24 protein-coding genes and 4 tRNA genes are annotated in these 24,143 nt (G+C 65.1%); 11 read left to right on the top strand and 17 right to left on the bottom strand.

Annotated features, from left to right (window positions below; translation table 11 throughout):
* Positions 1-40 precede the first annotated feature (40 nt).
* The 5 genes from DEA8626_RS04745 to hemA all read right to left on the bottom strand — a co-directional run bounded on the left by DEA8626_RS04745 (position 41) and on the right by hemA (position 6,808).
* The gene (locus DEA8626_RS04745) at positions 41-1,126 is read right to left on the bottom strand and encodes a CaiB/BaiF CoA transferase family protein (RefSeq protein ID WP_108851890.1); all 1,086 of its coding nucleotides are present in this window, start codon (positions 1,124-1,126) and stop codon (positions 41-43) included.
* Complete coding sequence (locus DEA8626_RS04740; RefSeq protein ID WP_108851889.1) at positions 1,123-2,937, bottom strand: ABC-F family ATP-binding cassette domain-containing protein; 1,815 nt, start codon at positions 2,935-2,937, stop codon at positions 1,123-1,125. The genes DEA8626_RS04745 and DEA8626_RS04740 overlap by 4 nt, the downstream gene beginning before the upstream one ends.
* Before the next feature lie 114 nt (positions 2,938-3,051).
* Positions 3,052-4,173, bottom strand: a complete 1,122-nt coding sequence (ispG, locus tag DEA8626_RS04735) for a flavodoxin-dependent (E)-4-hydroxy-3-methylbut-2-enyl-diphosphate synthase (RefSeq protein WP_108851888.1) — start codon at positions 4,171-4,173, stop codon at positions 3,052-3,054.
* 70 nt (positions 4,174-4,243) lie between these two features.
* Positions 4,244-5,473, bottom strand: a complete 1,230-nt coding sequence (locus DEA8626_RS04730; protein WP_108851887.1) for a helix-turn-helix domain-containing protein — start codon at positions 5,471-5,473, stop codon at positions 4,244-4,246.
* 111 nt (positions 5,474-5,584) lie between these two features.
* Complete coding sequence (hemA, locus tag DEA8626_RS04725; RefSeq protein ID WP_108851886.1) at positions 5,585-6,808, bottom strand: 5-aminolevulinate synthase; 1,224 nt, start codon at positions 6,806-6,808, stop codon at positions 5,585-5,587.
* 265 nt (positions 6,809-7,073) lie between these two features.
* On the opposite strand from hemA, the gene DEA8626_RS04720 reads away from it, so the two are divergent.
* Positions 7,074-8,450 carry a M20/M25/M40 family metallo-hydrolase gene (locus tag DEA8626_RS04720; RefSeq protein WP_108851885.1) on the top strand — a complete coding sequence of 459 codons (1,377 nt, stop codon included), beginning with the start codon at positions 7,074-7,076 and terminating at the stop codon, positions 8,448-8,450.
* Positions 8,450-9,343, top strand: a complete 894-nt coding sequence (locus tag DEA8626_RS04715; RefSeq protein WP_108851884.1) for an alpha/beta fold hydrolase — start codon at positions 8,450-8,452, stop codon at positions 9,341-9,343. Before DEA8626_RS04720 ends, DEA8626_RS04715 begins: the two co-directional genes overlap by 1 nt.
* On the opposite strand, the gene DEA8626_RS04710 is transcribed toward DEA8626_RS04715, so the two are convergent.
* The 7 genes from DEA8626_RS04710 to DEA8626_RS04680 form a co-directional block, all read right to left on the bottom strand.
* Complete coding sequence (locus tag DEA8626_RS04710; RefSeq protein WP_108851883.1) at positions 9,319-9,684, bottom strand: PRC-barrel domain-containing protein; 366 nt, start codon at positions 9,682-9,684, stop codon at positions 9,319-9,321. The two genes, DEA8626_RS04715 and DEA8626_RS04710, sit on opposite strands and share 25 nt — an antisense overlap.
* Positions 9,685-9,797: 113 nt before the next feature.
* Positions 9,798-9,874 (bottom strand) — tRNA-Asp (locus DEA8626_RS04705).
* 43 nt (positions 9,875-9,917) lie between these two features.
* Positions 9,918-9,994: transfer RNA gene (locus DEA8626_RS04700), tRNA-Asp, on the bottom strand.
* 116 nt (positions 9,995-10,110) lie between these two features.
* Positions 10,111-10,186: transfer RNA gene (locus DEA8626_RS04695), tRNA-Val, on the bottom strand.
* 61 nt (positions 10,187-10,247) lie between these two features.
* On the bottom strand, positions 10,248-10,463 hold the full coding sequence (locus DEA8626_RS04690; protein ID WP_108851882.1) for a hypothetical protein: 216 nt from the start codon (positions 10,461-10,463) through the stop codon (positions 10,248-10,250).
* Between the two features lie 81 nt (positions 10,464-10,544).
* Positions 10,545-11,144: a histidine phosphatase family protein gene (locus DEA8626_RS04685; protein ID WP_108851881.1), complete on the bottom strand. Its 600-nt coding sequence runs from the start codon at positions 11,142-11,144 to the stop codon at positions 10,545-10,547.
* Positions 11,145-11,188: 44 nt separating this feature from the next.
* Positions 11,189-11,263: transfer RNA gene (locus DEA8626_RS04680), tRNA-Val, on the bottom strand.
* A 137-nt stretch (positions 11,264-11,400) separates the two neighbouring features.
* Between DEA8626_RS04680 and DEA8626_RS04675 the strand changes: the two genes are divergently transcribed.
* Entirely contained in the window at positions 11,401-12,657 is a 1,257-nt protein-coding gene (locus DEA8626_RS04675) for a hypothetical protein (protein ID WP_108851880.1), read from the top strand.
* A gap of 13 nt (positions 12,658-12,670) precedes the next feature.
* Here DEA8626_RS04675 and DEA8626_RS21555 read toward each other — a convergent pair whose 3' ends face one another.
* The 4 genes from DEA8626_RS21555 to DEA8626_RS04655 all read right to left on the bottom strand — a co-directional run bounded on the left by DEA8626_RS21555 (position 12,671) and on the right by DEA8626_RS04655 (position 17,640).
* Positions 12,671-13,237 carry an HU family DNA-binding protein gene (locus tag DEA8626_RS21555; RefSeq protein ID WP_219929162.1) on the bottom strand — a complete coding sequence of 189 codons (567 nt, stop codon included), beginning with the start codon at positions 13,235-13,237 and terminating at the stop codon, positions 12,671-12,673.
* 190 nt (positions 13,238-13,427) lie between these two features.
* Positions 13,428-15,836: an endopeptidase La gene (gene lon, locus DEA8626_RS04665; RefSeq protein WP_108851879.1), complete on the bottom strand. Its 2,409-nt coding sequence runs from the start codon at positions 15,834-15,836 to the stop codon at positions 13,428-13,430.
* A 344-nt stretch (positions 15,837-16,180) separates the two neighbouring features.
* Positions 16,181-16,789, bottom strand: a complete 609-nt coding sequence (locus DEA8626_RS04660; protein WP_108851878.1) for an acyl-homoserine-lactone synthase — start codon at positions 16,787-16,789, stop codon at positions 16,181-16,183.
* 158 nt (positions 16,790-16,947) lie between these two features.
* The gene (locus DEA8626_RS04655) at positions 16,948-17,640 is read right to left on the bottom strand and encodes a helix-turn-helix transcriptional regulator (RefSeq protein ID WP_306418091.1); all 693 of its coding nucleotides are present in this window, start codon (positions 17,638-17,640) and stop codon (positions 16,948-16,950) included.
* 39 nt (positions 17,641-17,679) lie between these two features.
* Between DEA8626_RS04655 and DEA8626_RS04650 the strand changes: the two genes are divergently transcribed.
* A complete protein-coding gene (locus DEA8626_RS04650; RefSeq protein WP_108851876.1) occupies positions 17,680-18,165 on the top strand; it encodes an autoinducer binding domain-containing protein in 486 nt (161 codons plus the stop codon).
* Between the two features lie 330 nt (positions 18,166-18,495).
* Here DEA8626_RS04650 and tgt read toward each other — a convergent pair whose 3' ends face one another.
* On the bottom strand, positions 18,496-19,626 hold the full coding sequence (gene tgt, locus DEA8626_RS04645; RefSeq protein WP_108851875.1) for a tRNA guanosine(34) transglycosylase Tgt: 1,131 nt from the start codon (positions 19,624-19,626) through the stop codon (positions 18,496-18,498).
* Positions 19,627-19,833: 207 nt separating this feature from the next.
* Between tgt and DEA8626_RS04640 the strand changes: the two genes are divergently transcribed.
* From DEA8626_RS04640 to DEA8626_RS04610, 7 genes are all read left to right on the top strand, one after another.
* Positions 19,834-20,199, top strand: coding sequence for an SUF system Fe-S cluster assembly protein (locus DEA8626_RS04640; RefSeq protein ID WP_108851874.1), 366 nt, complete (start codon positions 19,834-19,836; stop codon positions 20,197-20,199).
* A gap of 80 nt (positions 20,200-20,279) precedes the next feature.
* Positions 20,280-20,918 (top strand): hypothetical protein, encoded by a 639-nt coding sequence (locus tag DEA8626_RS04635; protein WP_108851873.1) that lies wholly within the window; start codon positions 20,280-20,282, stop codon positions 20,916-20,918.
* Positions 20,915-21,634 carry a DUF3307 domain-containing protein gene (locus DEA8626_RS04630; RefSeq protein ID WP_108851872.1) on the top strand — a complete coding sequence of 240 codons (720 nt, stop codon included), beginning with the start codon at positions 20,915-20,917 and terminating at the stop codon, positions 21,632-21,634. Before DEA8626_RS04635 ends, DEA8626_RS04630 begins: the two co-directional genes overlap by 4 nt.
* A 28-nt stretch (positions 21,635-21,662) precedes the next feature.
* Positions 21,663-22,037, top strand: a complete 375-nt coding sequence (locus DEA8626_RS04625) for a HesB/IscA family protein (RefSeq protein WP_108851871.1) — start codon at positions 21,663-21,665, stop codon at positions 22,035-22,037.
* Positions 22,034-22,360 (top strand): TfoX/Sxy family protein, encoded by a 327-nt coding sequence (locus tag DEA8626_RS04620; RefSeq protein WP_108851870.1) that lies wholly within the window; start codon positions 22,034-22,036, stop codon positions 22,358-22,360. The genes DEA8626_RS04625 and DEA8626_RS04620 overlap by 4 nt, the downstream gene beginning before the upstream one ends.
* A gap of 10 nt (positions 22,361-22,370) precedes the next feature.
* Positions 22,371-23,123: a triose-phosphate isomerase gene (tpiA, locus tag DEA8626_RS04615; RefSeq protein WP_108851869.1), complete on the top strand. Its 753-nt coding sequence runs from the start codon at positions 22,371-22,373 to the stop codon at positions 23,121-23,123.
* Positions 23,124-23,236: 113 nt separating this feature from the next.
* Complete coding sequence (locus DEA8626_RS04610; protein WP_281261492.1) at positions 23,237-24,142, top strand: DMT family transporter; 906 nt, start codon at positions 23,237-23,239, stop codon at positions 24,140-24,142.
* Position 24,143: the final 1 nt, after the last annotated feature.

The following is a 24,143-nucleotide window of genomic DNA, read 5'->3' as shown; positions in this document are numbered from 1 at the left end:
CCTATCCGGTCGCTTAACAAGTTCCGGGGCGCCTGATCGGTCAGGCGCCCCATTCCTTGAGAAGCGCACCAAGGTCCATCGGTTTCGTCTGCGATCCCGGCCTGATCGCGCCGGGCGTGCGCGACAGCCGCGGTGCGGGGGCCGCCTGGGTCACGTCCTCGTGCGTGATGTAGGTCCGCCGCGCGGCGTTGTGGGGATGCTGCGGAGCCTCTGCAATCTTCAGCACCGGAGCGGCGCAGGCATCGGTGCCTTCAAGGAGCGCCGCCCATTCGTCGCGCGTCCGCTCGGCGAGGCGTTCGGCGACGATCCGGCGCGCCTCGGGCCAGCGCGCCTCGTCCATCTGGTCGGGCAGGCCGGCCGGATCGAGCCCGACGCGCTCAAGGAACTCCGCCCAGAACTTCGGCTCGATCGCGCCCACGGCGAGGAACCCGCCGCACTTGCAGCGATAGGTTCCGTAGAAGGGTGCCGCGCCGTCCAGGATGTTCGCCTCGCGCCGGTCGGTCCATTTGCCGCCCGCGGCCATCGCCTGGATCATCGCCATGAGATGCGCTGTGCCGTCGATGATCGCCGCGTCGACCACCTGTCCCTGGCCGCTCCGTGCCGCCTCGAGGAAGCCGCAGACCATACCGAAGGCCAGATAAATCCCGCCCCCGCCGAAATCGCCGAGGAGATTCAGGGGCGGTATCGGTCGGTCCGAAGGCCCAACAGCGTGCAGCGCGCCCGAGAGTGCGATGTAGTTGATGTCGTGCCCCGCCGCACGGGCGAGCGGCCCGGCCTGCCCCCAACCCGTCATTCGGCCGTAGACGAGCCGGGGATTATCGGGAAAGTCCCCGGGGCCGAGGTCCAGCCGCTCCATCGCGCCGGGTCTGAGCCCCTCGATCAGCCCGTCTGCCGCGTCGATCAGCCGCCGCGCCGCGGCGCGATCGACTTCGGCCTTCAGATCGAGCGTCACGAAGCCCCGGCTCCGGTTCAGGATGTCGTAATCGAGGCCGAGCAGGTGCCGGTTGCCGGGCCGTTCGATGCGCACGACGTCTGCTCCCATGTCGGCGAGCATCATCGCGGCGAAGGGCGTCGGCCCGAGCCCGGCGATCTCGACGATCCTGAGCCCCTTGAGCGGGCCGGTCATACCGAGGCCTTTTCTTCCAGCGCCAGCCATTCCTCCTCGGCGGCTGCCAGTGCCGCCTGCCGCCCCGCGAGCCCCTCGGAGGCGCGGCGGAACTTGTCGGGCGCCTTGGCGAAGAGGTCGGGGTCGGAAAGAAGATCGCTCAGCTTTCCGATTTCCGCTTCGAGCTTCTCGATCAGGCCGGGGAGCTCATCGAGCCGGTGTTTTTCCGTGAACGTAAGGCCTTTTGCGGCCCTCTTCATCTTCGGCTCCGGCGCGGGCGCGGGTTTTGGCGCGGGCGCGGCCTGCTTTTGCAGGAGGGGCCCGGCCGGCCTCTGCGCCCGGTAGTCGCTCCAGCCGCCGGCATAGGCGACGGCGCGCCCGTCGCCCTCCATCGCGATCGTCGTGGTCGCGACGCGGTCGATGAAGTCGCGGTCGTGGCTGACGAGAAGCACCGTGCCGTCGTAGTCGCCAAGGAGGTCCTGCAACAGGTCCAGCGTCTCGATATCGAGGTCGTTGGTGGGTTCGTCCAGCACAAGGAGGTTGGAAGGTCGCGCCATGATACGGGCGAGCATCAGCCGCGCCCGCTCGCCGCCCGACAGCGACCGGATCGGCGCGCGCGCCTGCGCCTCGTCGAAGAGGAAGTCCTTGAGATAGCCGACAACGTGCTTTGGCGCGCCGCGCACCATGACCTGGTCGGACCGCCCGGAGACCGCCATGCCGGGATCATTGACGAGACCGTCCCAGAGCGTCATGTCGGGATCGAGCGCCGCGCGGGCCTGGTCGAAGACCGCGATCTGAAGGTTCGTGCCGTGGCGCACGGTGCCGGTGTCCGGCGCGACCTCACCGGTGAGCATCTTCAGAAGCGTCGTCTTGCCCACGCCGTTCGGGCCGACGAAGGCCACGCGGTCGCCCCTCAGCACCTTAAGATCGAACGGGCGCAGGATGAGCTTGTCGTCGAAAGACTTTGAAATTCCTTTCGCTTCGATGACAAGCCTTCCGGACGCCTGACCGCTTTCCAGCGCCATCTCCGCAGCGCCCTGACGCCGGATCATCGCCGCGCGCTCGGCCCGCATCGCCTGAAGCGCCCGGAGCCGCCCCTGATTGCGCCGCCGCCGGGCCGAGATCCCCTCGACCGCCCAACGCGCCTCGGCCTTGATCCTGCGGTCGAGCTTGTGGCGCGCGAGGTCCTCCTCGGCCCAGACCGTGTCGCGCCAGTCCTCGAATACGGCGAAGCCCTTCTCGTTCCGCCGCATCTCGCCCCGGTCGATCCAGATCGTCGCGCGCGTCAGCGCCTTCAGGAACGCCCGGTCGTGCGAGATCACGACATAGGCCGCGCGCGTCTCCGCGAGCTGCGCCTCTAGCCAGCCGATCGCCTCGATGTCGAGGTGGTTGGTGGGCTCGTCAAGCAACATCAGCTCAGGCGCCTCGGCCAGAAGCTTGGCGAGCGCCGCCCGCCGCCTTTCGCCGCCCGAGGCCGCCGCGACCGGAGTATCGGGGTCGAACTTCAGCCCCTCTGCCGCGACCGCCACGCGGAAGTCCTCGCCTTCGGCAAGACCCGATGCGGCGAACTCGCCAAGCGTCGCGAAGGCGCCGAGGTCCGGCTCCTGTTCCATGTAGCCCACGGTCACGCCGGGCGGCACGACACGCTCGCCCTGGTCGGCCTCCACCAGTCCTGCCATCACCTTCATCAGCGTCGACTTGCCCGACCCGTTCCGACCGACAAGGGCGACGCGATCGCCCGGCTGGATCACAAGATCCAGCCCCTCGAACACCGGATTTCCGCCGAAGGTCAGGGAGATTCCGGAAAGCTGCAGAAGTGGTGCGCGGGCCATGGCGGATCAGCTAACGCCGGCTGCCGGCGCCGTCAACGGCCCTTCGTCTTGGCCGAGTTTCCTTGGTGGTGAACGCCCCGGACCAGAACCGGGACAAAGGTTGCAGCGCGCGCCCTACTCCGCGGCTTCCTTCGCCGCGTCGAGTTCGGCGGCGCGTGCCTCCACCAGCCCGACGATGTGGTCGATCATCTGATCATTGGTCATTTTGTGGCTCTGCTTGCCGGCCAGGTAGACCATGCCGGACCCCGCGCCGCCGCCGGTGAAGCCGATATCGGTCATCAGCGCCTCTCCCGGCCCATTCACGACACAGCCGATGATACTGAGGCTCATCGGCGACTTGATGTGCTCCAGCCGCTTTTCCAGCGCCTCGACCGTCCTGATCACGTCGAAGCCCTGCCGCGCGCAGGACGGGCAGGAGATGATCTGCACGCCGCGGTGCCTCAGTCCCATCGATTTCAGAATCTCGTAGCCGACCTTCACCTCCTCGACAGGATCGGCCGAAAGCGAGACGCGGATCGTGTCGCCGATCCCCATCCAGAGAAGATTGCCGAGCCCGATGGCAGACTTGACGGTGCCGGAGGTAAGCCCGCCCGCCTCGGTGATGCCGAGATGGATCGGCGCGTCCGTCGCCTCGGCGAGTTGCTGATAGGCTGCGGCGGCAAGGAACACGTCCGACGCCTTGCAGCTGATCTTGAATTCGTGGAAGTCGTTGTCCTGCAAGAGCTTGATGTGGTCGAGCCCGCTTTCGACCATCGCGTCCGGACAGGGCTCGCCGTACTTGTCGAGAAGATGCCTTTCGAGCGAGCCGGCATTCACCCCGATGCGGATCGAACAGCCGTGATCCTTTGCGGCCCTCACGACCTCGCGCACGCGGTCGGCCGATCCGATATTGCCGGGGTTGATCCTGAGGCAGGCCGCGCCCGCCTCGGCCGCCTCGATGGCGCGCTTGTAGTGGAAATGGATGTCGGCAACGATCGGCACCGGGCTTTCGGCCACGATTTCGCGCAGGGCCTTCGTCGAAGCCTCGTCGGGGGTTGAGACGCGCACGATATCCGCCCCCGCGGCAGCGCAGCGCTGGATCTGTTCGACAGTCGCCTTCACGTCCGTCGTGTCGGTGTTCGTCATCGTCTGCACGGTGATGGGCGCGTCGCCGCCGACAGGAACCGGGCCCACCATTATCCCGCGCGACACTCGCCGCTCGATGTTCCGCCACGGTCGGATCGGGTTGTGGGTCATGGCAGCCTCGGCTCTGGACGCACTCGGGCTCTACATAGTCCTGGCGAGGCGGATCGGCAATGAGGGGCGATCACTCGCTGGCGGCTTCGCTTTCCACGACCGCGCCGGCGTCCGCGACAGTGACCATCTTCTCGAGATCGGCGTCCCGCGCCAGATCGGCAAGCGCGTAGGAAGCGGTCAGGGCTTCGGGCGACAGCTCGACATTTTTGGTGACCCGGCCCTGTTCGCCCGCGGGCCCGTAGGTTTCGCCGTTCACGGCGAAATAGAGCGCGCCGGATTCGCCCACGCGCAGGGTCGGCGGCTCTTCGAGCTTGGGCAGCGCGAAGCGTTCGCCCGCGTCGAGGATCTTTTCCAGGATCACAGTACCGTCGGCTGCCCTCACGCGCACCCAAGCGGGTCGGACCGCCAGAAGCTCCACCGCCGGCACGTCGGCCTTCACGACCTGAACCGGCGTTTCGCCGAGCACGGGCACTTCGGCCTGTTCGAGAACCGCTTCGGGATCGCGAATCTCGTTGGCGAGCGCGCCGACGGTCCGCGGATCGATCGCGGCGATCGGTCCGTCGCGCGCGACCAGCACGGGCACGTCGAGCGCTTCGGGCCGGTAGAGACGGTCGAGCGCCCCGGGCACTGGCGGCGCGATGTCTTCGGCGGGAAGCGCGGCCACTTCGATTGTCTGGGCTTCGGCCTGCTGCGAAGCGATCTCCGTTGCGGCCCCGGCAAGGGGATCGAGTTCCGCGATCACTCCTGGCGCCTGATCGACGGGGGCGAGCTGCACCTTCTGAACTTCGTTGAGCACCGCCCAGCCGCCGTAACCGATGCCGACGATAAGCGCGACGAGGACGAGGATGGAGCCGATTGCGGACGGCTCGATCCCGGACATGAACGCTTCGCCCCGCGGAACGAAGAGAGCGTTCGGGTTAGCGAGCGGCTCGGCATAGTCAATCTTGCGGCGGTTGGGCTTGGGTCCCGAGGCGGCCGCCGACATGCCGTGGACAACAGTGAAGTTCGCCTCTTCGCAGAAACGCTTGAAGGCCCATTCGGGGTCCATCCCGAGATATCGCGCGTAGGAGCGGACATAGCCCGCGACGAAGCCCGGCGTCTCGAAGGCCGAGACGTCGCAGTTTTCGATCGCGGCGATGTAGCTCGCCTTGATCTTGAGTTCGCGTTGAACGTCGAGGAGGGATTTCGCCAGCGTCGCACGTTCGCCACGCATGACGTCACCGAGTCTCAGCTCGAAATCATCGAACCCTTTAGGTTTGTCCATCTCATGCGCCGAAGGAAAGGCCTTCCGCCCGATCATGCCCACTGCCCCGATTCGTTATCCCCAACGAGCCCGACGATTCGCCTTATCATCGCGGGCCAATTGTAAAAATAGTAACACAGGGCATTGCGAATTGCGACTGCCCTCGGTTTAGGCGGAAAGTTCTGCGCGATTCAGGGCACAGTGCGACCAGAGCCGGTCCATCGCATGGACGAGCCGGTCAATATCGTCCGTCGAGTGAACGGGCGAGGGCGTGAAGCGCAGTCGTTCGGTTCCCCGCGGGACGGTCGGGAAGTTGATCGGCTGCACGTAGATCCCGTATTCCTTCAGCAGCATGTCGGATATCTTCTTGCAGTGGACCGGATCGCCGACGTGGACGGGCACGATATGAGTGCCGTGGTCGATGATCGGAAGTCCAAGCGCCCTGAGCCGTGTCTTGAGGATCTTCGCGTGTTCCTGCTGCTTGTCGCGCAGGGCCTGGGCGGACTTGAGATGGCGGACCGACGCGGCCGCGCCCGCCGCGACCGCCGGCGGGATCGAGGTCGTGAAGATGAAGCCCGGAGCGTAGGAGCGGATCGCGTCGACCATCTTCGCGGTGGACGCGATGTAGCCGCCCATCACGCCGTAGGCCTTGGCCAGCGTCGCGTTGATGATGTCGATCCGGCCCATCAGGCCACGCTTCTCGGCCACGCCCGCACCGCGGGGGCCGTACATGCCGACGGCATGAACCTCGTCGAGATAGGTCAGCGCGCCGAATTCCTGCGCGATGTCGCAGATCTCCTCCATCGGGCAGATATCGCCGTCCATCGAATAGACCGATTCGAAGGCGATGAGCTTCGGCGCCGCAGGATCGTCCGCTGCGAGGAGTTCGCGCAGATGGGTGACGTCGTTGTGGCGGAACACACGCTTGGCACCGCCATTGCGGCGAATGCCTTCGATCATCGAGGCGTGGTTCAATGCGTCGGAATAGATTATGAGGCCGGGAAAGAGCTTCGGCAGCGTCGACAGCGTCGCGTCATTGGCGATATAGGCCGACGTGAAGACCAGCGCCGCCTCCTTGCGGTGGAGATCGGCAAGCTCGGTCTCAAGCCGTTTGTGATAGACCGTGGTGCCCGAGATGTTGCGCGTGCCACCCGAACCCGCACCGGTCGCCTCCAGGGCCTCGTGCATCGCTTCGATAACGACCGGATGCTGGCCCATGCCGAGATAGTCGTTGCCGCACCAGACCGTGATGTCCTTTTCGGTTCCGTCCGGGCGGAGCCAGGTCGCTTTCGGAAACTGGCCCTTCCGCCGCTCGATGTCGATGAAAGTCCGGTAGCGGCCCTCATCATGCAGACGGCCGAGAGCCGCGTCGAGCTGAGCGTCATAGTTCATGTCGTTCCCCCTCGGGCGTGGTTTCCTTACCGAAACCTAAGGCCCGGCTGCACGTCCTGCCTTGATAAAGGTCAATCAGGCACAAGGCGAGGGTACAATTTGCCGCGCTCAGGCGGTTTCCGGGCGTTTTTGTCGCCAGGGGCAAACTGAAAGGGTCTGCGATTTGAGGCGCGGTTTGTTGTCGGGTACCGCCGCCCTGCACCAACTGGACAATCCCCTGCCCGGTGCTACGGTCCTGCCTGTCCGCCCAGACCGGAGCCGCGCCATGAGCCTAGATGCTGTCCTCGCGAAGATCGACGAAACCTTGCCGGAGGCGATGGACCGCCTGTTCGGGCTCTTGCGCATTCCGTCGATCTCGACCGATCCGGCCTATAGGCCGGACTGCGCCAAGGCCGCAGATTGGCTCGCAGAGGAGCTATCAGACCTCGGCCTCGATGCCGCCGCGCGGCCGACGCCCGGCCATCCGATGGTCGTCGGTCACGGCGGCGGCGGGGACCGGCATTTCCTTTTCTACGGACACTACGACGTGCAGCCCGTCGACCCCTTGAACCTTTGGCACCGCGACCCCTTCGATCCCGCGATCGAGGACACACCTGCCGGGCGCGTGATCCGGGGCCGAGGCGCGTCGGACGACAAGGGCCAGCTCATGACCTTCATCGAAGCCTGCCGCGCGTGGAAAGCAGTGCACGGCGCCCTGCCCTGCCGGCTGACCGTCTTTCTCGAAGGCGAGGAGGAGTCCGGCTCGCCCTCGCTTATCCCGTTCATGACGGAAAACTCAGGTGAATTGACCGCGGAGATCGCGCTGATCTGCGACACGTCGATGGTGTCGCCCGGCATCCCGTCGGTCGCCTCGCAACTGCGCGGCATGCTTAAGGACGAATTCACGATCCACGGGCCGAATATCGACCTCCATTCCGGCCATTACGGCGGGCCGGGGCTCAACCCGCTGCGCGAAATGGCGCGCATCGTCGCGTCGTTCCACGATGCCGAGACGGGGCGCGTCGCGGTTGAGGGCTTTTATGACGGCGTGCACGAGGTCCCGCCCGAGCTTCTGAGACAGTGGGAAAATTCGGGCTTCGACGAGAAGACCTATCTGAACAGCGTCGGCTACACGGTGCCCCACGGGGAAAAGGGATACTCCGCGCTCGAACAGCAATGGGCGCGGCCGACGCTCGAATTCAACGGCATGTGGGGCGGCTACCAGGGAGTAGGGTCCAAAACTGTGATCCCGTCCGAGGCGCATTGCAAGATCACCTGCCGGCTCGTCGGTGACATGGACCCCGATCGCCTACGCGAGAAGATCCGCGCCCATGTCGAGGCGCGGCTTTCAATCGATGCCACGGTCACATGGGACCAGGATCTGGAAGGGTCGCCGGCGGCCGTGATGAACATCAGCCGACCGGAATTCGAGGCCGCCCGGAAGGCGCTGTCCGACGAGTGGGACCGCGAGGCGGTCTTCGTCGGCATGGGCGGCTCGATCCCCATCGCCGGATATTTCAAGGAGATCCTCGGCATGGACGCGATGCTGATTGGCTTCGCCAACGACGACGACGCGATCCATTCCCCGAACGAGAAGTACGACGTGCAGAGCTTTCACAAGGGAATCCGTTCCTGGGCCCGCGTCCTTTCTGCACTGAGCTGATGGAAGGGTTCACCGACTCCGTCGCCGAGGTGAACGGGCAGAGGATCGCCCATTCGATCGGAGGAGCCGGACCGGCGGTTCTGCTGCTTCACGGCTTTCCGCAGACGCGCGCGATGTGGCGGCAGGTGGCGCCGCGTCTCGCCGAACATTTCACTGTCGTCACCGCCGACCTGCGCGGCTACGGCGCGTCCTCGAAGCCGCGCGGGGCCGAGCATTATTCGTTTCGCGAGATGGGTCGCGACCAGCTCGCGCTGATGACGGGGCTTGGCTTCGACCGCTTCCACCTCGTCGGCCACGACAGGGGCGGACGTACCGCCCACCGGATCGCGCTCGACGAGCCGAGCCGACTACTCAGTCTGACCGTGATGGACATCGTGCCAACCCATCACCTGTTCGCGAACCTCAGCCGCGAGGTCGCGGCCAGCTACTATCACTGGTTCTTTCTCGCCCAGCCCCAGCCCTTCCCCGAAACGCTGATCCTGGCCGATCCGGATTATTTCTTCGAATCCTGCCTTCTGGGCTGGGGCGGGGCCAAGCTTTCGGACTTCGATGCCGGGCAGCTCGCGGCCTACCGCGAGGCGTGGCGCGACCCGGCGACGGTTGGCGCGATGTGCGACGACTACCGCGCAGCGCTGCGGATCGACTTCGATCTCGACGCCGCCGACCTCGGCTGCCGCGTCGATGCGCCGAGCCTTGTCCTATACGGCGACACCGGTGCGATGGCGCGCGCCTACGATGTGCCCGCGACCTGGGCCGACCGGCTGTCCGCGATGCAGGCCGCCGCGGTTCCGGGCGGCCACTTCTTCATCGACACAAATCCCGATGCGACCGCCGCGGCGCTGCTGGGCTTCCTGATGAGCGATCGGGCTCAAAGCATCGGCGGTATGCCGTAATACATCCGCAGATCGGCGGCGAATCGCGGGTCGCGCCAGTCTGGATCGTTACCGCGCTCAAACCGCGGCGCGGCTTCGAGCTTCTGCTTGTCAAGGTCGACAACGAAACCGGCTAGCCGGCTGTCATAGCTGAGCTTTTCCCAAGGCAGGGGATGATAGGTCTCTCCAATCCCGAAGAACCCGCCGAAGGACATCACCGCATAGCGGGCGGCGCCTGATTTCTTGTCGATCACGATATCGTCCACGGTGCCGATCTTGTCTCCTTGCAGATTGAAGACATCCGTGCCGGTGACGCTCGAGGCGCGCACCGTCTCAGTCGTTGCGATCAGATCTTCCGTCATGGCGTAACTCCCTTGGTTTCGGTTGCTTGGGAAAAACGCGAGGCGGGCCGGGGCAGTTCCGTGTCGTGCCCTGTCCTTCCGGGCCGGGGCGAAACGTTGCCGATGCGAAGAAATGGCGCGGTTGACGGGGCTCGAACCCGCGACCCCCGGCGTGACAGGCCGGTACTCTAACCGACTGAGCTACAACCGCGCATGAGTCCCTTCAGGGAATGCTCTCGGGCGATCCGGGACGGTGGCGCGGTTGACGGGGCTCGAACCCGCGACCCCCGGCGTGACAGGCCGGTACTCTAACCGACTGAGCTACAACCGCGCATCGTCACCCGGATCGCCGCCCGAGCGTGGAATGCGTAATAGGCATCCCGGTCGGCCCCGTCAAGAAGCCCCGGACGGAAATGGGTCGAGAATCTGAAGCGGCGTCGGGGAAGATGGTGGGTGATGAGAGACTCGAACTCCCGACATCTTCGGTGTAAACGAAGCGCTCTACCAACTGAGCTAATCACCCGCAGGCCGGGGCTATAGCGCGGAGCGGGGCGCGAGCGCAAGCGGCATCGGTGCAATGGCGGCTACCGGGCGACCGCCCCCCTCAGCCCGATGCCGACGAGCCCGGCATTAATCAGCACGTATGGCGAGGCGCCGCCGAAGACGAGCCGCAGCGAGTCTGCCCACTCGGTCAAGCGATGCACCGGCTCGAAGGCGATGAATAGACCCCCGAGTAACGGCAACGCCGAAGCGAGCCAGGTGAGCGAGGTCGGTTTGACGTATTTCTTCCACAGAGCCATTGCTGGATCTCACGACGGGTGACGGATTTCCGCCATGAGACCCGGCCCGCGTTGAAGCGCCGTAAAACAGGCGCACGGCGCTCAGGCCGCAAGCACCTCGGCGCGCCTATTCGATACGCGGTGGATGTTTCCCTGCCCGCCCGGCAGCCGCGCCATCCCGGCCCAGTCAAGCCCGAGAATGACGCCCCGGATCATGCGAGACGTCATGCCATGCGTTACGATCGCGGCAGGCCCGGTGAGCCCGCTCAGGAAAGACTCGACCCGCGCGCGGAACGCGGCCTCGCCCTCGCCGCCCGGCGCTTCGGCGTGCCAGGCCCAGGGACGGTCGGGTTGGAAGAGGCGGGGGAATTCCGCCTTGATTTCGGCGAGGGTCAGCCCTTCACACGCACCCACTGAAATCTCAGTAAGCCGCGCGTCTTCCGTGACCGGCCGTCCAAGCCCCGAAAAGACGATCGCGGCGGTTTCGCGCGCCCGGCCAAGCGGGCTGGTCCAGAGGCTCAGATCGTCCGGCAGAGTCTCGGCAGTCAGCAGATTCTGCTGCTCCGATGCCTGTTCGCGGCCGCGTCCGGTCAGCGGGGAATCGAGCCGGCCCTGCATCCGCCCGGCGGCGTTCCATACCGTCTCGCCATGCCGCATGAGCCAGAGCGTCGGATGGTCTTTGCCGTCAAACAGGCCAGTCATGCGGACCCTCTCAAATGAAAACGCGCCCGGGATGCGGGCGCGAATGGTGGGTGATGAGGGATTTGAACCCCCGACATCTTCGATGTGAACGAAGCGCTCTACCACTGAGCTAATCACCCGTCCGGCCGGGTTCCTAGCCCTATTCTACAAGCGGCGCAAGAGCGATCGCGGTGCCCTGTTGCACCCGCGCGGCGCAGGAATACGCGGATATGCTATCATATGCGGCCTTCGACAATCGTCACTCAGGATGACGGCCATGTCCACTCGCTCCGCCGCGCTCGCCGCGCTCATCCCTGCAGCCCTATCGGCCTGTTCGTCCCCCGACTGGACGCGCGGCGTCGTTGACAGCACCTCGCCTGACGTCGGCATGTCGCCGTCGCTCGACGTCCATCGGTCGGGCAACAGCGAAGTTATGGGGATCGCCTATGTCGATTCAGCGAACGACGAGGTCAAATACGCCTCCCGAAGCGGCACCTCTAACGGCTGGGGCGGTTTCGAACGGGAGACCGTGGCCTGTTGCGACGTGCGCCTTCCTGCCCTCGTCCACGCGCCCAATGGACGGCCGCACGTCTTCTTCGTCCGCAACTCGATTCCCGGCGTGTCGAACGGCACGATCATGCACGCCGTGCGAACCAATACGGGGCCGGCGGGGTATTTCGAATGCATCCCGGGGCAGGTCCCGAGTTGGTACTGCAAGTCGGTGACGATCCTGGCGCCCGAGATCGGCGATCCAATCACTGCGCTCTACGAAGTCCGGGCTGGCAGCGAGGACAGGCTGCACGTCGTCTGGGCCGATTACGACGACGAAACACTCTGGCACGCGACGAAGCAGGTGTCCGAGACGAGTTTCAAGGTGCTGGAGATCGGAAAGACGACAAACGATGACGACGATGACGACATCATCCGCGGTGACAGGCCGATCCTGTTCCGCGACGACGACGATGAAGGGGTCAATCTGATCTTCACCAACGAAGGCGCCATCCAGCAGCCCCGGCGTGGCGAGTTTCGAAGCTATGGCGGCGGCTTCGGGGGCTGGTCCGTCACCGCGTTCGAGAAATGGAAGCCCGGTGACCGCGACTATGCAATTCACGTCATCCGCGACCCCGCGCTCGGCGCGCTCGACAGCTATTGGTACGTGCTCGGCGATTGCAGCGCCGGCAGCATCACGCTGCACGCGGAGGATTCACTGATTGATGACGGCAATGCCGGGATCCCGGCACCCATCTTCTCGCCCAACGTGTATCTGTCCTGCGACCCCGATCTTACCCATGACCCCGACGGGTTCATCCATGCGGTATCGTATCGAAGCGCGCTCGGGGCGCTCGATCACTACCGCTACAATCCTCTGCTTCCGGCCTGGAGCGGCAAGCATTATGAAATCATCGACAACGGCGCGGCCGAGGTCGGGCTGACGCCGAAGATATTCTACTCGCCCGTCACCGGCGAACTCATCGTTGTCTACTACGACAAGTCGAACGGCCGGCTGAAGCTCGCCACCCGGAAGGTCAACTGAACCGCGCGATGGGTCAGCCGGTCCCGCCGCCCTGCTCCGGCCCGGGACGGCGCAGCTTGACCATCAGCATCTCGCCTGACGGCAGGTCTTTCTGGCGGTTGACCTTGGCCTTGCCTAGAGGCGGTAGCGCGAGCTGTTCGCCGGATGCGAGCGCGTTGCCAAGGATTTTCAGCGTCGCCTCGATGATGGGCTTCACATCGCGCTTCTTGGCTCCGGTCGAAGCCGCGACCCGCTCGACAAGCTCCTTCTTGCGCAGGACCGCGACCGTGGCTACCGCGGTTGCGACGGCGCGGTCCAGACTCGCCGGGGTCGAAGGGGCGTCAGGGGCCTTGGCGGCGTCAGAAGGCGCGCTTTTGGCAGATGCCTTGTTGGCAGAAGATCTCGTGGTCGATGCCCGTGTGAGGGATGCCTTGGCGGTCGCGGCCTTGGTTGGTGCCTTCGCTGCCGATGCAGTTTTCGCCGCACTCCCAGTCTTGGCGGCTGCACGCGGCTTGGCCGCACTGCGCCGCGGGGGCGAGCTAGTGGCCGTCTTGGCGTTGCCCGTCGCCCCTCTCCGTGCCGTCGTATTCCGGGGTGCCATATTTTCACTGCCTCCTGCGTTGGTTCGCCGAACTATAGCCTGAGGTAGATGAACGCGCTACTCGCGAGCGAAAGGCACGTACTCTGGCGCCGGAAACCGCCGCTGGCCGGGTTCCGTTCGGGCAAAACCGAAGGGGCGCGACCCGGCCGCGCCCCTTCAGATAATCCATGACGGTTCGAGACCGGGCGCGTCAGTGTGCGGTCGCGCCCGTCGCCTCGTCCTTCTCGGCCAGTGCCGCCTTGGCGGCGGCTTCCTCTGCCTCGGCGTCCCATTCGATAGGCTCCGGGGTCCGCACGAGCGCCTGTTTCAACACGTCCCGGACATGGGCGACCGGGATGATGTCGAGGCCCGACTTCACGTTGTCGGGAATCTCGGGGATGTCCTTGGCGTTCTCTTCCGGGATCAGCACCGTCTTGATGCCGCCCCGCAGCGCGGCCAGAAGTTTCTCTTTCAGCCCGCCGATCGCCAAGACATTGCCGCGCAAGGTCACCTCGCCGGTCATCGCGATGTCCTTGCGGACCGGAATCTGGGTCAGGACCGAGACGATGGACGTCACCATCGCCACGCCTGCAGACGGCCCGTCCTTGGGCGTCGCGCCTTCCGGCACGTGGACGTGGATGTCGATCTTCTCGAAAATCGGCGGCTTGACACCGATCTCGGGGCTGATCGCGCGCACGAACGAGGATGCGGCGTCGATCGATTCCTTCATCACGTCGCCGAGCTTGCCCGTCGTCTTCATCCGTCCCTTGCCGGGCAGCTTCAGCGCCTCGATCGACAGAAGATCGCCACCGACGGAGGTCCAGGCGAGGCCGGTCACGACGCCGATCTGATCCTCCTTCTCGGCAAGCCCGTAGCGGAACTTCTTGACCCCGAGGAAGTCCTCGAGATTCTCGGGCGTGACCTCGACGCTCTTGGTGTCCTTCTTGATGATCTTGGTCAGCGCCTTACGCGAAATTTTTGCGATCTCGCGCTCGAGGTTCCGCACCCCCGCCTCGCGGGTATAGGTGCGGATCATCTGGTTGAGCGCCTCGTCGGTCAACTTGAACTCGGTCTTCTTCAGCCCGTGGTTCTTGATCTGCTTGGGGATGAGATGCTGCTTCGCGATCTCGCGCTTCTCGTCCTCGGTGTAGCCGGCAAGCGGGATGATCTCCATCCGGTCGAGAAGCGGCGACGGCATGTTGTAGCTGTTCGCCGTGGTCAGGAACATCACGTTCGAGAGGTCGTATTCGACTTCGAGGTAGTGGTCCATGAACGTATTGTTCTGTTCCGGATCGAGAACCTCCAGCATCGCCGAGGCCGGGTCGCCGCGGAAATCCTGGCCCATCTTGTCGATCTCATCGAGAAGGATGAGCGGATTTGTGGTCTTGGCCTTCTTCAGCGACTGGATGATCTTGCCGGGCATGGAGCCGATATAAGTCCGCCGGTGGCCGCGGATCTCGCTTTCGTCGCGCACACCGCCGAGCGAGATGCGGATGAACTCGCGTCCGGTGGCGCGCGCCACGGATTTGCCGAGCGAGGTCTTGCCGACACCCGGAGGTCCGACGAGGCAGAGGATCGGCCCCTTCATCTTCTGGCTGCGCTGCTGCACGGCAAGATACTCGACGATCCGCTCCTTGACCTTTTCCAGGCCATAGTGATCGTTATCAAGGACTTCCTGGGCTTTGTTGAGGTCCTTCTTGACGCGGGACTTCACGCCCCAGGGCAGTGACAGAAGCCAGTCGAGGTAATTCCGCACGACCGTCGCCTCGGCCGACATCGGCGACATCGACTTGAGCTTCTTCAGCTCGGCGTCAGCCTTGTCCCGCGCCTCTTTTGAGAACTTGGTGTTCTTGATCTTGTCGGTCAGTTCGTTGATTTCATTCTGGCCTTCCTCACCGTCGCCGAGCTCGCGCTGAATGGCCTTCATCTGCTCATTCAGGTAGTACTCGCGCTGGGTGCGTTCCATCTGCGTCTTGACGCGGGACTTGATCTTCTTTTCGACCTGCAGGACCGACATCTCGCCCTGCATCAGCCCGTAGACCTTCTCGAGCCGTTCGCCGACGTCGAGCGTTTCCAGAAGCTCCTGCTTCTGGTTAACCTCGATGCCGAGGTGACCAGAGACGAGGTCGGCGAGCTTCGCCGGCTCGCGGCTTTCGGCCACGGCGGTCAGCGCCTCTTCCGGCACATTCTTCTTGATCTTGGCATAGCGTTCGAATTCTTCGGCGACGGAGCGCAGAAGCGCCTCGACCGTTGCCGGATCACCCGGCAGCTCGGTCAGCTCTTCACAATTCGCCTCGAAATAGCTGTCATTGTCGATGAATTCGACAATCCGCACGCGCGAGCGGCCTTCGACGAGTACCTTCACGGTGCCGTCGGGCAGTTTCAGAAGCTGAAGTACATTGGCGAGCACTCCGGCCTTGTAGATTCCATCGGTGGTCGGATCGTCCTGAGTGGGATCGATCTGCGAGGACAACAGAATCTGCTTGTCTTCGCGCATGACCTCTTCCAGCGCCCGCACCGACTTTTCGCGGCCCACGAAGAGGGGCACGATCATGTGCGGGAACACCACGATATCGCGCAGCGGCAAGACCGGGTAGCTGGGAGCAAGCAGTTGTTTCATAAGCATTTCCTATCTCGGCGAAAGGACGCTGGCCCCGTTCATCGGCAGCACCCGGCCCTCTCCTCACCGTCCCGTATCTATGCGGGGGGGCGCGGCTCTTCAACCGGTCGAGCCTACCCTTTTCAACACAATGACGCGCACGTTCCGTGAGGACAAGACGTCAATCATTCGCACTCACCCAAATCCGTCCCGCCTCACAGGCCGGCGTGAAGCCGGATTTGCTTTCCCGCTCCGTGCCTGCACTTCCGTCGACCGGAATGATCCCCACGGGATGGCGTGGCATCCCCGGCGGTTACGCTTTGCCGCCGAGGATGCCTGGGCTCCGAGAGGCGCGCAGTCCGTCCTTAGTGTGCGACCTCCGGCTGGCGCATCTTCTCCGCCGGCATGCAGAGGACGGCATATCTCCGGCCATCGCCGGGATTGGAATAGGGCTCCCCGATCCTGTCTGCCTGCCAGCCGAGTTGCCTCAGCGCCCGCATCAGCGACAGCGGCGAGAGCGACATCAGCTCGTCGGCCCCGTGCCGCCGCGCGACATCGGCCAGGCCTTCGACGATCAGCGACAGGCAGTGCGACCTGTCGGCATGGCTGCGGACCTCTTCTGACATGACGAGCCGGGTGCATTCCCAGACCCGCGGAGTATCGATCTCGCGTTCGAGCACGCGCGCCGGAATGTCGACGAGCTTGCCCGCCACGGCGTCGCGCAGCATGTAGGTGTGATCGCCCCAATGCGAGGTGGTGGGCATGGTGCGCGCGCCGCCGATCACCTCGCCGTCGCGCAGGACCAGTGAGTAGTGGGCCAGGGGATTGTCGTACTGGTCCATCTCGACGAAGTCGTTGTGGGGAATGTCCCAGCCCAGCGTGTCCACGAAGAAATGCTTCCTGAGCTTCAGGTAGTCGTAGAAAGCCGAACCGTGACGGTGAAGGTCGGAAAGATCGAATGTGATGTTCTGCATGATTTGCCCCTCCATTTTGGCGAGGCGATTAGAGCACCAGGAATCAGCATTAATAAATCCTAAATGGCGAGTATGATTAGAAAACTCTCCCATAGGCTGAGCGGAGTCACGCCTGTCGCCTGCGCGTCTCGCCCTTGCGAAACCCGAAATGCCACGCGTCAGATCAGGCCGTAGCCGACGGCGACAGAGATCGCATGGCTCGAGGTTTTGGCGCCAAGCTTGGTCTTGGCATTCTTGAGCCGCTGCTTGATCGCCCCCTCGGAGACGCCGAGCGTGTTCGCGATCTCCTTCAGGAGAAGGCCGTCCTTGACCATCGACAGCGCTTCGAGCTCGGCACGGGTGAGATTGGTGGGCGGCGCGGTAGCCTCGTGCATACGCCGGAGCCTCGATTCGAGAATCCGGATCTCCTCATCGTCGAACTCCCGGTCGGCGCGGGCGAAGGAACCGAAGCTGCGCTGGCCCTCCGTGCCCATCGGCGCACAGGCGATCGCGGCCCCGTAGCGCAGCCCGAACCGGGCGGCCTGCTGAAGAATGCCGCGCGGGTCCGGCAGTGCGATCGCGCTCCATCGGACTGCGCCCTTGTTCTCGTAAAGCCAACGCATTACGGGGTCATAGAGCATGAAGCCGCGCTGTGTGTAGCGTTCGACCCAGAGCTCGGGAAGCGCATTGCGCTCGCTCAGCGGAAAGGCATAACCGACATGCAGAGCGATGTAGTATCCAGCGGACGCAAGCGCTGCGAAATCAGTCCGCCGTGCGCCTCCGTCCATCTGCCGGTCTTTCTGTTCCAAGGCGAGACTTGACCTTTGCGTGCCGCCCCGCAGTTGTGCCACCATGAGCGGGTGGTATGACACGGAACGATCGTCTAAGAAAGACCCTGGGGAAGTGGATGCATGGGCGGCCAGAATGACATAAGCACGCTTCTGGCGCGCCTGCACGCCGCGAACCCGTCCGGTTTTGCGATCGCGCTCCATATCCGGTTCACGTCGCCGCGGTATCTTCTGCAATCCTATTCGAAGGAGTGGATTGACCTCTACTCGCGCAACGGGCTCGTCCTGCAGGATCCGACGGTGCATTGGGGTTTCGCCAATACCGGGACCGTCCGGTGGAGCGAGTTGCGCTCACAGGACGAGCATGGGGTCATGACGCTGGCGGCCGAGCATGGCAAGCGCTTCGGGGTCTGCGTCGCGATCATGGAAGACGGCTCGCGCTCGATCGCAAGCTTCACGCGCCCAGACCGGGAACTGACCGACGACGAGATTGCTGCCTGTGAGGCGGATTTGAGGAACCTGCACCGGCTGACGCAGGGGGTCGAGACGTTCTCGCCCTCGGTCCATGCGACGTTGAAGCAGATGTCGATCTACCTGACGCATGGCTGAGATGGCCGACCGGCCATGAGGCCACGAAGCGCGACCGCGCCGACCGTCGTTCGAGAGCACAGAGGGCCGCGCCCGACCCCGGGAGGGCGTTCGTGACGTCGGGTCCGCGCGGCGGGCCGCGGACCCGCGAAGCGCCCGTTCTGCTTGCGGCGCCGCTATGCGCCCTCCCCGGGGGAAGGATCGGGCGCGGCCCGGCGTGATCGCCGGGCCAGGCGAGTGGCGGGCGCGCGGCGAAACCTCCAAAGGAGTTTCAAGCGGATCGCAGCCACCTAGATGTTCACTGCCATACCGGCGCAGCTCGGCGCGTGGGTCGCCGGTCACGAATGGCGGTCATAGCGGCTCGATATCGCCCTCGGCGCGCGCGGCGTCGAAGTCGCGCCGGAAAGCAGCCAGCCGGCCCTCGGCGATCGCGCCGCGCAAGCCCGCCATCAGCTCCTGGTAGTAGTGCAGGTTGTGCCAGGTAAGGAGCATCGACGAGATGATCTCGCCCGACCGGAAGACATGGTGCAGGTAGGCGCGCGAATAGCTGCGGCAGGCCGGGCAGGCACAGTCTTCGTCGAGCGGACGGGGGTCGTCCATGTGCCGTGCGTTCTTGATGTTCACCACCCCGCGCCGGGTGAAGGCCTGACCCGTCCGCCCTGACCGCGACGGCAGGACGCAGTCCATCATGTCGACGCCGCGTTCGACTGCGCCGACGATGTCGTCAGGCTTGCCCACGCCCATGAGGTAGCGCGGCCTGTCCTCGGGCAAGAGGCCCGGCGCATAGTCGAGGACGGAGAACATCGTCTCCTGCCCCTCTCCCACCGCAAGGCCGCCGACCGCATAGCCGTCGAAGCCGATCGCCTTCAGCGCCGCGGCGCTTTCGGCCCTGAGCTCCTCGGTCACGCCGCCCTGCATGATGCCGAATAGCGCATGGCCCGGCCGGTCGCCGAACGCGTCGCGCGACCTATCGGCCCAGCGCATCGACAGCCGCATGCTTTCGGCGACCTTCGCGACCGGCGCGGGCAGCGCGGGGCATTCGTCGAAGGCCATGACGATGTCACTGCCCAAAAGCCGCTGGATCTCCATCGACCGCTCGGGGGTGAGCATGTGCTTCGAGCCGTCGATATGGGAGGAGAAACGCACGCCTTCCTCGGTTAGCTTGCGCAGGGACGCGAGGCTCATGACCTGGAAGCCGCCGGAATCCGTCAGGATCGGCCGGTGCCAGTTCATGAAGCGGTGAAGGCCACCCAACCGGTCGATGCGCTCGGCCGTGGGCCGCAGCATCAGGTGATAGGTGTTGCCGAGTAGGATTTCGGCGCCGGTCTCCGCCACGCTTTCGGGCAGCATCGCCTTGACGGTCCCCGCCGTGCCCACCGGCATGAAGGCGGGCGTGCGGATCTCGCCCCGGGGGGTGGCGATCACGCCGGTGCGGGCCTTGCCGTCGGTGGCGCGGAGCGTGAAGGAGAAGCAATCTGTCATGGCGCGCGCTCTTAGCCCGTCCGACCGCCCTTTTGAAGGGCCCGTGATTCATGCGGAGCTCTCCCGCGACGTGGGCGCAAGATATCTCTCGCGCGCTTTGGATGAGGGGCGCGCAGGCCGCGGGCCACCCAAGTGTAACGACGCTGCGGCCTTTACGCCCCGGAGGCAATTTCCTATATAATCGCTCAGGAACCACACGAGACGCGCATGACCGCTGAAGCCAAAGACCCTATCGAGGGCGCGCCCCTGATCAAGCCTTCGACGACAGACCACCCGCTTTACGAGAAAGTGGTGGATGCCTGCCGTACGGTTTACGATCCGGAGATTCCGGTCAATATCTATGACTTGGGCCTGATCTACACGATCGATATCTCACCCGAGAACGAGGTCGGTATCGTGATGACGCTGACCGCGCCGGGCTGTCCCGTGGCGGGCGAGATGCCCGGCTGGGTGGCCGATGCCGTCGAGCCCCTGGACGGCGTCAAGCAGGTCGATGTCCAGATGACGTTCGAGCCGCAATGGGGCATGGACATGATGTCCGACGAGGCGCGGCTGGAATTGGGCTTCATGTGATCATCAAGCCTTTTCACTTGCTTTTTAGCTTAACAAGCCATATTACTTGATATTATACAAAACAAGCTAATAGGCTTTACTTGCCCGCAATTGCCGCCCTGACCGGAGACCTCGTCGGCTCGACCTCTTCGGGCGCCGACGCGGTCGAACGCGCCATGGAAATCCTCGACGCGACGGCAGAGGAGATCGGTCGCTGGCCACGGGGAACCGGTGCGAAATTCACCCGCTATCGTGGCGATGGCTGGCAGGTGATCGTCGCACCCCCGGACCGGGCCTTGCGCGCCGCGCTTCTGCTCTCTGCGCGCCTCCGGGCCGCATCCGACGTTCCGCCCACCCGCATCGCCATCGGGCTAGGCGCGGCGGAGAGCCTTGGCAGCGACGACCTGTCGGACGCCCACGGCACCGCGTTCGAAAGCTCGGGCCGCGCATTGGAGCAGATGCGGCGCGACACGCGGCTGGCGATCGGCGGGACGGATGTCACGCCGCTTCACCGCGCGATCGTTGACCTTCTCGACGAGCGCATGTCGCGCTGGACGCCCGAACAGGCGGAGGCGACGGCGCTCGCGCTCGATCCGGCGGAACCGACACAAGCGGACATGGCCGCGCGCCTCGGCATTTCGAGCCAGGCGATGAGCTACCGGCTAAGCGGCGCGGGCACAGCCGCGATCCGCCGGGCGCTCCACGGCTGGGAGACGACAGGCGAAGGACAACCCGCATGATCGAGACCTTCACGGCCCTCCTCTTCGCCCATGTGCTGGCCGATTTCGTCTTCCAGACGGGCTGGATCGCGGCGAACAAGCGCAGTGTTCCGGTTCTCATGCTTCATGGCGCCATCGTGCTTGCGACGGCGGCCATCGCGTTAGGGCGGGTCGATGCGCCCGAGCTCGTCGCGCTCGCCTTCGCCCATCTGGTCATCGACTGGATCAAGGGGCGGATCGATCCTCCGGGGCTCGCAGCATTTCTCGCAGATCAGGGTGCGCATATCGCGACGCTCGTAGCCCTAGCTGTGCTGCGGCCCGATCTCTGGGCCGGCGGGGTCTGGGCGGGCCTCAACGGGTTGCCCACGCTGATGGCTGCGTTCGCGGGGCTGATTCTCGCGACTCGGACGGGCGGCTTCGCCGTGGGGCTGCTGATGCGCCCGTGGTCGGATGTCGAGCTTCCGACAGGACTCACGAATGGCGGCAAACTCATCGGAATACTCGAACGCGGGCTCATTTACCTGCTCGTGATGGTCGGCCAGCCTGCGGGCATCGGCTTTCTCATCGCCGCGAAGTCGGTTCTGCGGTTCGAGACCACGTCGAAGGACCAGCGCGCAGGCGAGTACGTGATTATCGGCACGCTCGCCTCATTCGGCTGGGCGATGGCCTTCGCCTATGGAACCGCTTGGCTTCTCGACTTGCTGCCGCCGCTTGAGATCGCGCCCGCCGGCCCTTAGATTAGGGGCAGAGGAAACGGAGACACGCATGTTCGGCATTCCCGGCAAATCCCCGGTGGCGCTTACCCCGCGCGCGGTCAAGCAGATCACGCGCCTCATGGCGAAGGACGACGCCTACGGGCTTCGCCTCGGCGTCAAGAAGGGCGGCTGCGCGGGCATGGAGTACACGCTGGAATTCGCCGCCGAGGCCGAACCGCATGACGAGATCGTCGAACAGGACGGCGCGCGCGTCATGATCGCGCCGATGGCGCAGATGTTCCTTTTCGGGACCGAGATCGACTATGAAACCTCGCTTCTCGAATCCGGCTTCCGGTTCAACAATCCCAATGTCGCCGAAGCCTGCGGCTGCGGGGAATCGATCAAGTTCAAGGACATGCCCGAGGCCGACCGGCCCGGCGCATGAGCATCTCCGACGCTGACATCGCCTTCGCGCTCGAACTCTTCGAGGGGCTCGGGCCGCTCACAACGCGCAAGATGATGGGCGGGCTTTGCCTCTACCGCGACGGCACGATCTTTGCGATCCTGCATGGTGATGGCTCGATCTGGCTGAAGGGCGCGGGCGCCTTCGCCGAACGGGCCGAAGCCGAGGGCTGGGAGCACTGGACCTATTCGCGTGACGGCGGCAAGGTTACGGCGATGCCCTACTGGCGCCTGCCGGACGCCGCGCTTGACGATCCGGCGCTGGCCTGCAATCTCGCTCAGGAAGCCCTGTCCCACCTGACCTAAGGAAACGTCCATGCCGAGAAAGCTTGCAGCCGGAAACTGGAAGATGAACGGCATGGCGGCGAGCCTGGCCGAGATCGATGCGCTGGTGAAAGCGCATCCCTCCCCCGCCTGCGAGGTGCTGATCTGTCCGCCCGCTACGCTGATCGCGCAGATGGCCTGGAAGGTCGGCAAGAACCCGATCGCGCTCGGCGGACAGGATTGCCACTCGGAAGCCTCGGGCGCCCATACTGGCGACATCTCTGCCCCGATGCTGGCCGATGCCGGGGCTTCTTACGTGATCGTCGGCCATTCCGAACGCCGCGCCGATCATCGCGAGACGGATGTCGACGTCGCCGCCAAGGCGCGCGCGGCCCATGCCGCAGGGCTGACCGCCGTCATCTGCGTGGGCGAGACCGAGGCGCAGCGGGACGCTGGAGAGACATTGGCGATCATCGGCGCGCAGCTTGCCGGATCGCTGCCCGAGTCCGCCACACCTGCGAATTCGGTAGTCGCCTACGAGCCGGTCTGGGCCATCGGCACGGGCCGCACGCCGACGCTCGAACAGATCGGCGAGGTGCATGGCTTTCTGCGCGCCGAACTCGCCAAACGCTTTGAAGGCACCGCCGCGGATATGCGCCTGCTCTATGGCGGCTCGGTCAAGCCGTCGAACGCGGCCGAGATCTTCGCGGTCGCCGATGTCGACGGCGCTCTTGTCGGCGGGGCGAGCCTGAAGGCCGACGATTTCGGCCCCATCGTCGCCGCGCTTGGCGCCGCTTCGGCCTGAAATCCGTCACACTCAGGTCGCGGATAGACGCGACCGCGCATGTGCTCTCCGGCACGCTTTCCCGGTCGTCAGTCTGACCGGGCCTTTCCTTGACCACGCTCACGCCGCCAAATGTGCCGTCCGCGGGACGCGGTTCCGCGAATGCGATTTGCGCGGCATCAATGCTGATCTGGGCCGTCGGGTTTCCAATCGGCGACCAGATGCTGCAGCAATTCGCGCCGCTCCCGCTCACCGCGCTGCGGATGTCCCTGGCGGCGGCCTTCCTCGTCCCAATCTGGGTGCTCGCCGAGGGGTGGCGCAACGTCCGGCGCATCGACTGGCCGCGCGCGCTTTTCATCGGCGGCATTGGCTTCGGGCTGGGATCGTTTCTCCTGACCTTCGCGCAAAACCGGACCGACGGGGTCACCGTGTCGGTCGTCGCGGCGGCCATGCCGGTTGCAGGGATCGCGCTCGAATGCCTCTTTGACGGGCGCCGGCTGTCGCTGCGATTGGTCGCGGGTCTCTGCCTTGGCCTCATCGGCGGAACCGTCGCCTATATGAGCGGTCTCGGCTCGATGCAGATCGGCCTCGGAGCGGTCGCGGCGCTCGTGTCGCTCACGCTCTTCTGCTGGGGCTCGCGTGCAACCGTTCTTGGCTTGCGCGGTCACTCCCCGCTCGGACAGACTGCGGCGACGTTCGTGGGTGCGGCCGCGGTCACGGCTTTCGCCGTCGTCGCGCAGGGAGATCTGGCTGCGACGACGCGGGCGATTGCGGCGCTGGACGCCGATCGCGTGGTGCTTCTCGCGACCTACGGGATTGCGACGATAGGGCTGTCGCAACTTCTCTGGATCGTCAGCGTCAGCCGCATCGGCGTCGGAGCTGCGAGCATGCACATCAACGCCGCACCGTTTTACGTGATGCTCATCGTCTGGTCCCTCGGAGGCGTCTGGAGCTGGGCCCACGCGGCGGGTGCGCTTATCGTGCTGACCGGGGTTCTTCTCATTCAGCCCCCCGCCCGGATCCTGGCCCGGTCTGGATAGG

Origin of the sequence: Defluviimonas aquaemixtae (assembly GCF_900302475.1) — a bacterium.
Classification (GTDB): domain Bacteria; phylum Pseudomonadota; class Alphaproteobacteria; order Rhodobacterales; family Rhodobacteraceae; genus Albidovulum; species Albidovulum aquaemixtae.
This window is presented reverse-complemented; position numbering and strand designations above follow the sequence as displayed.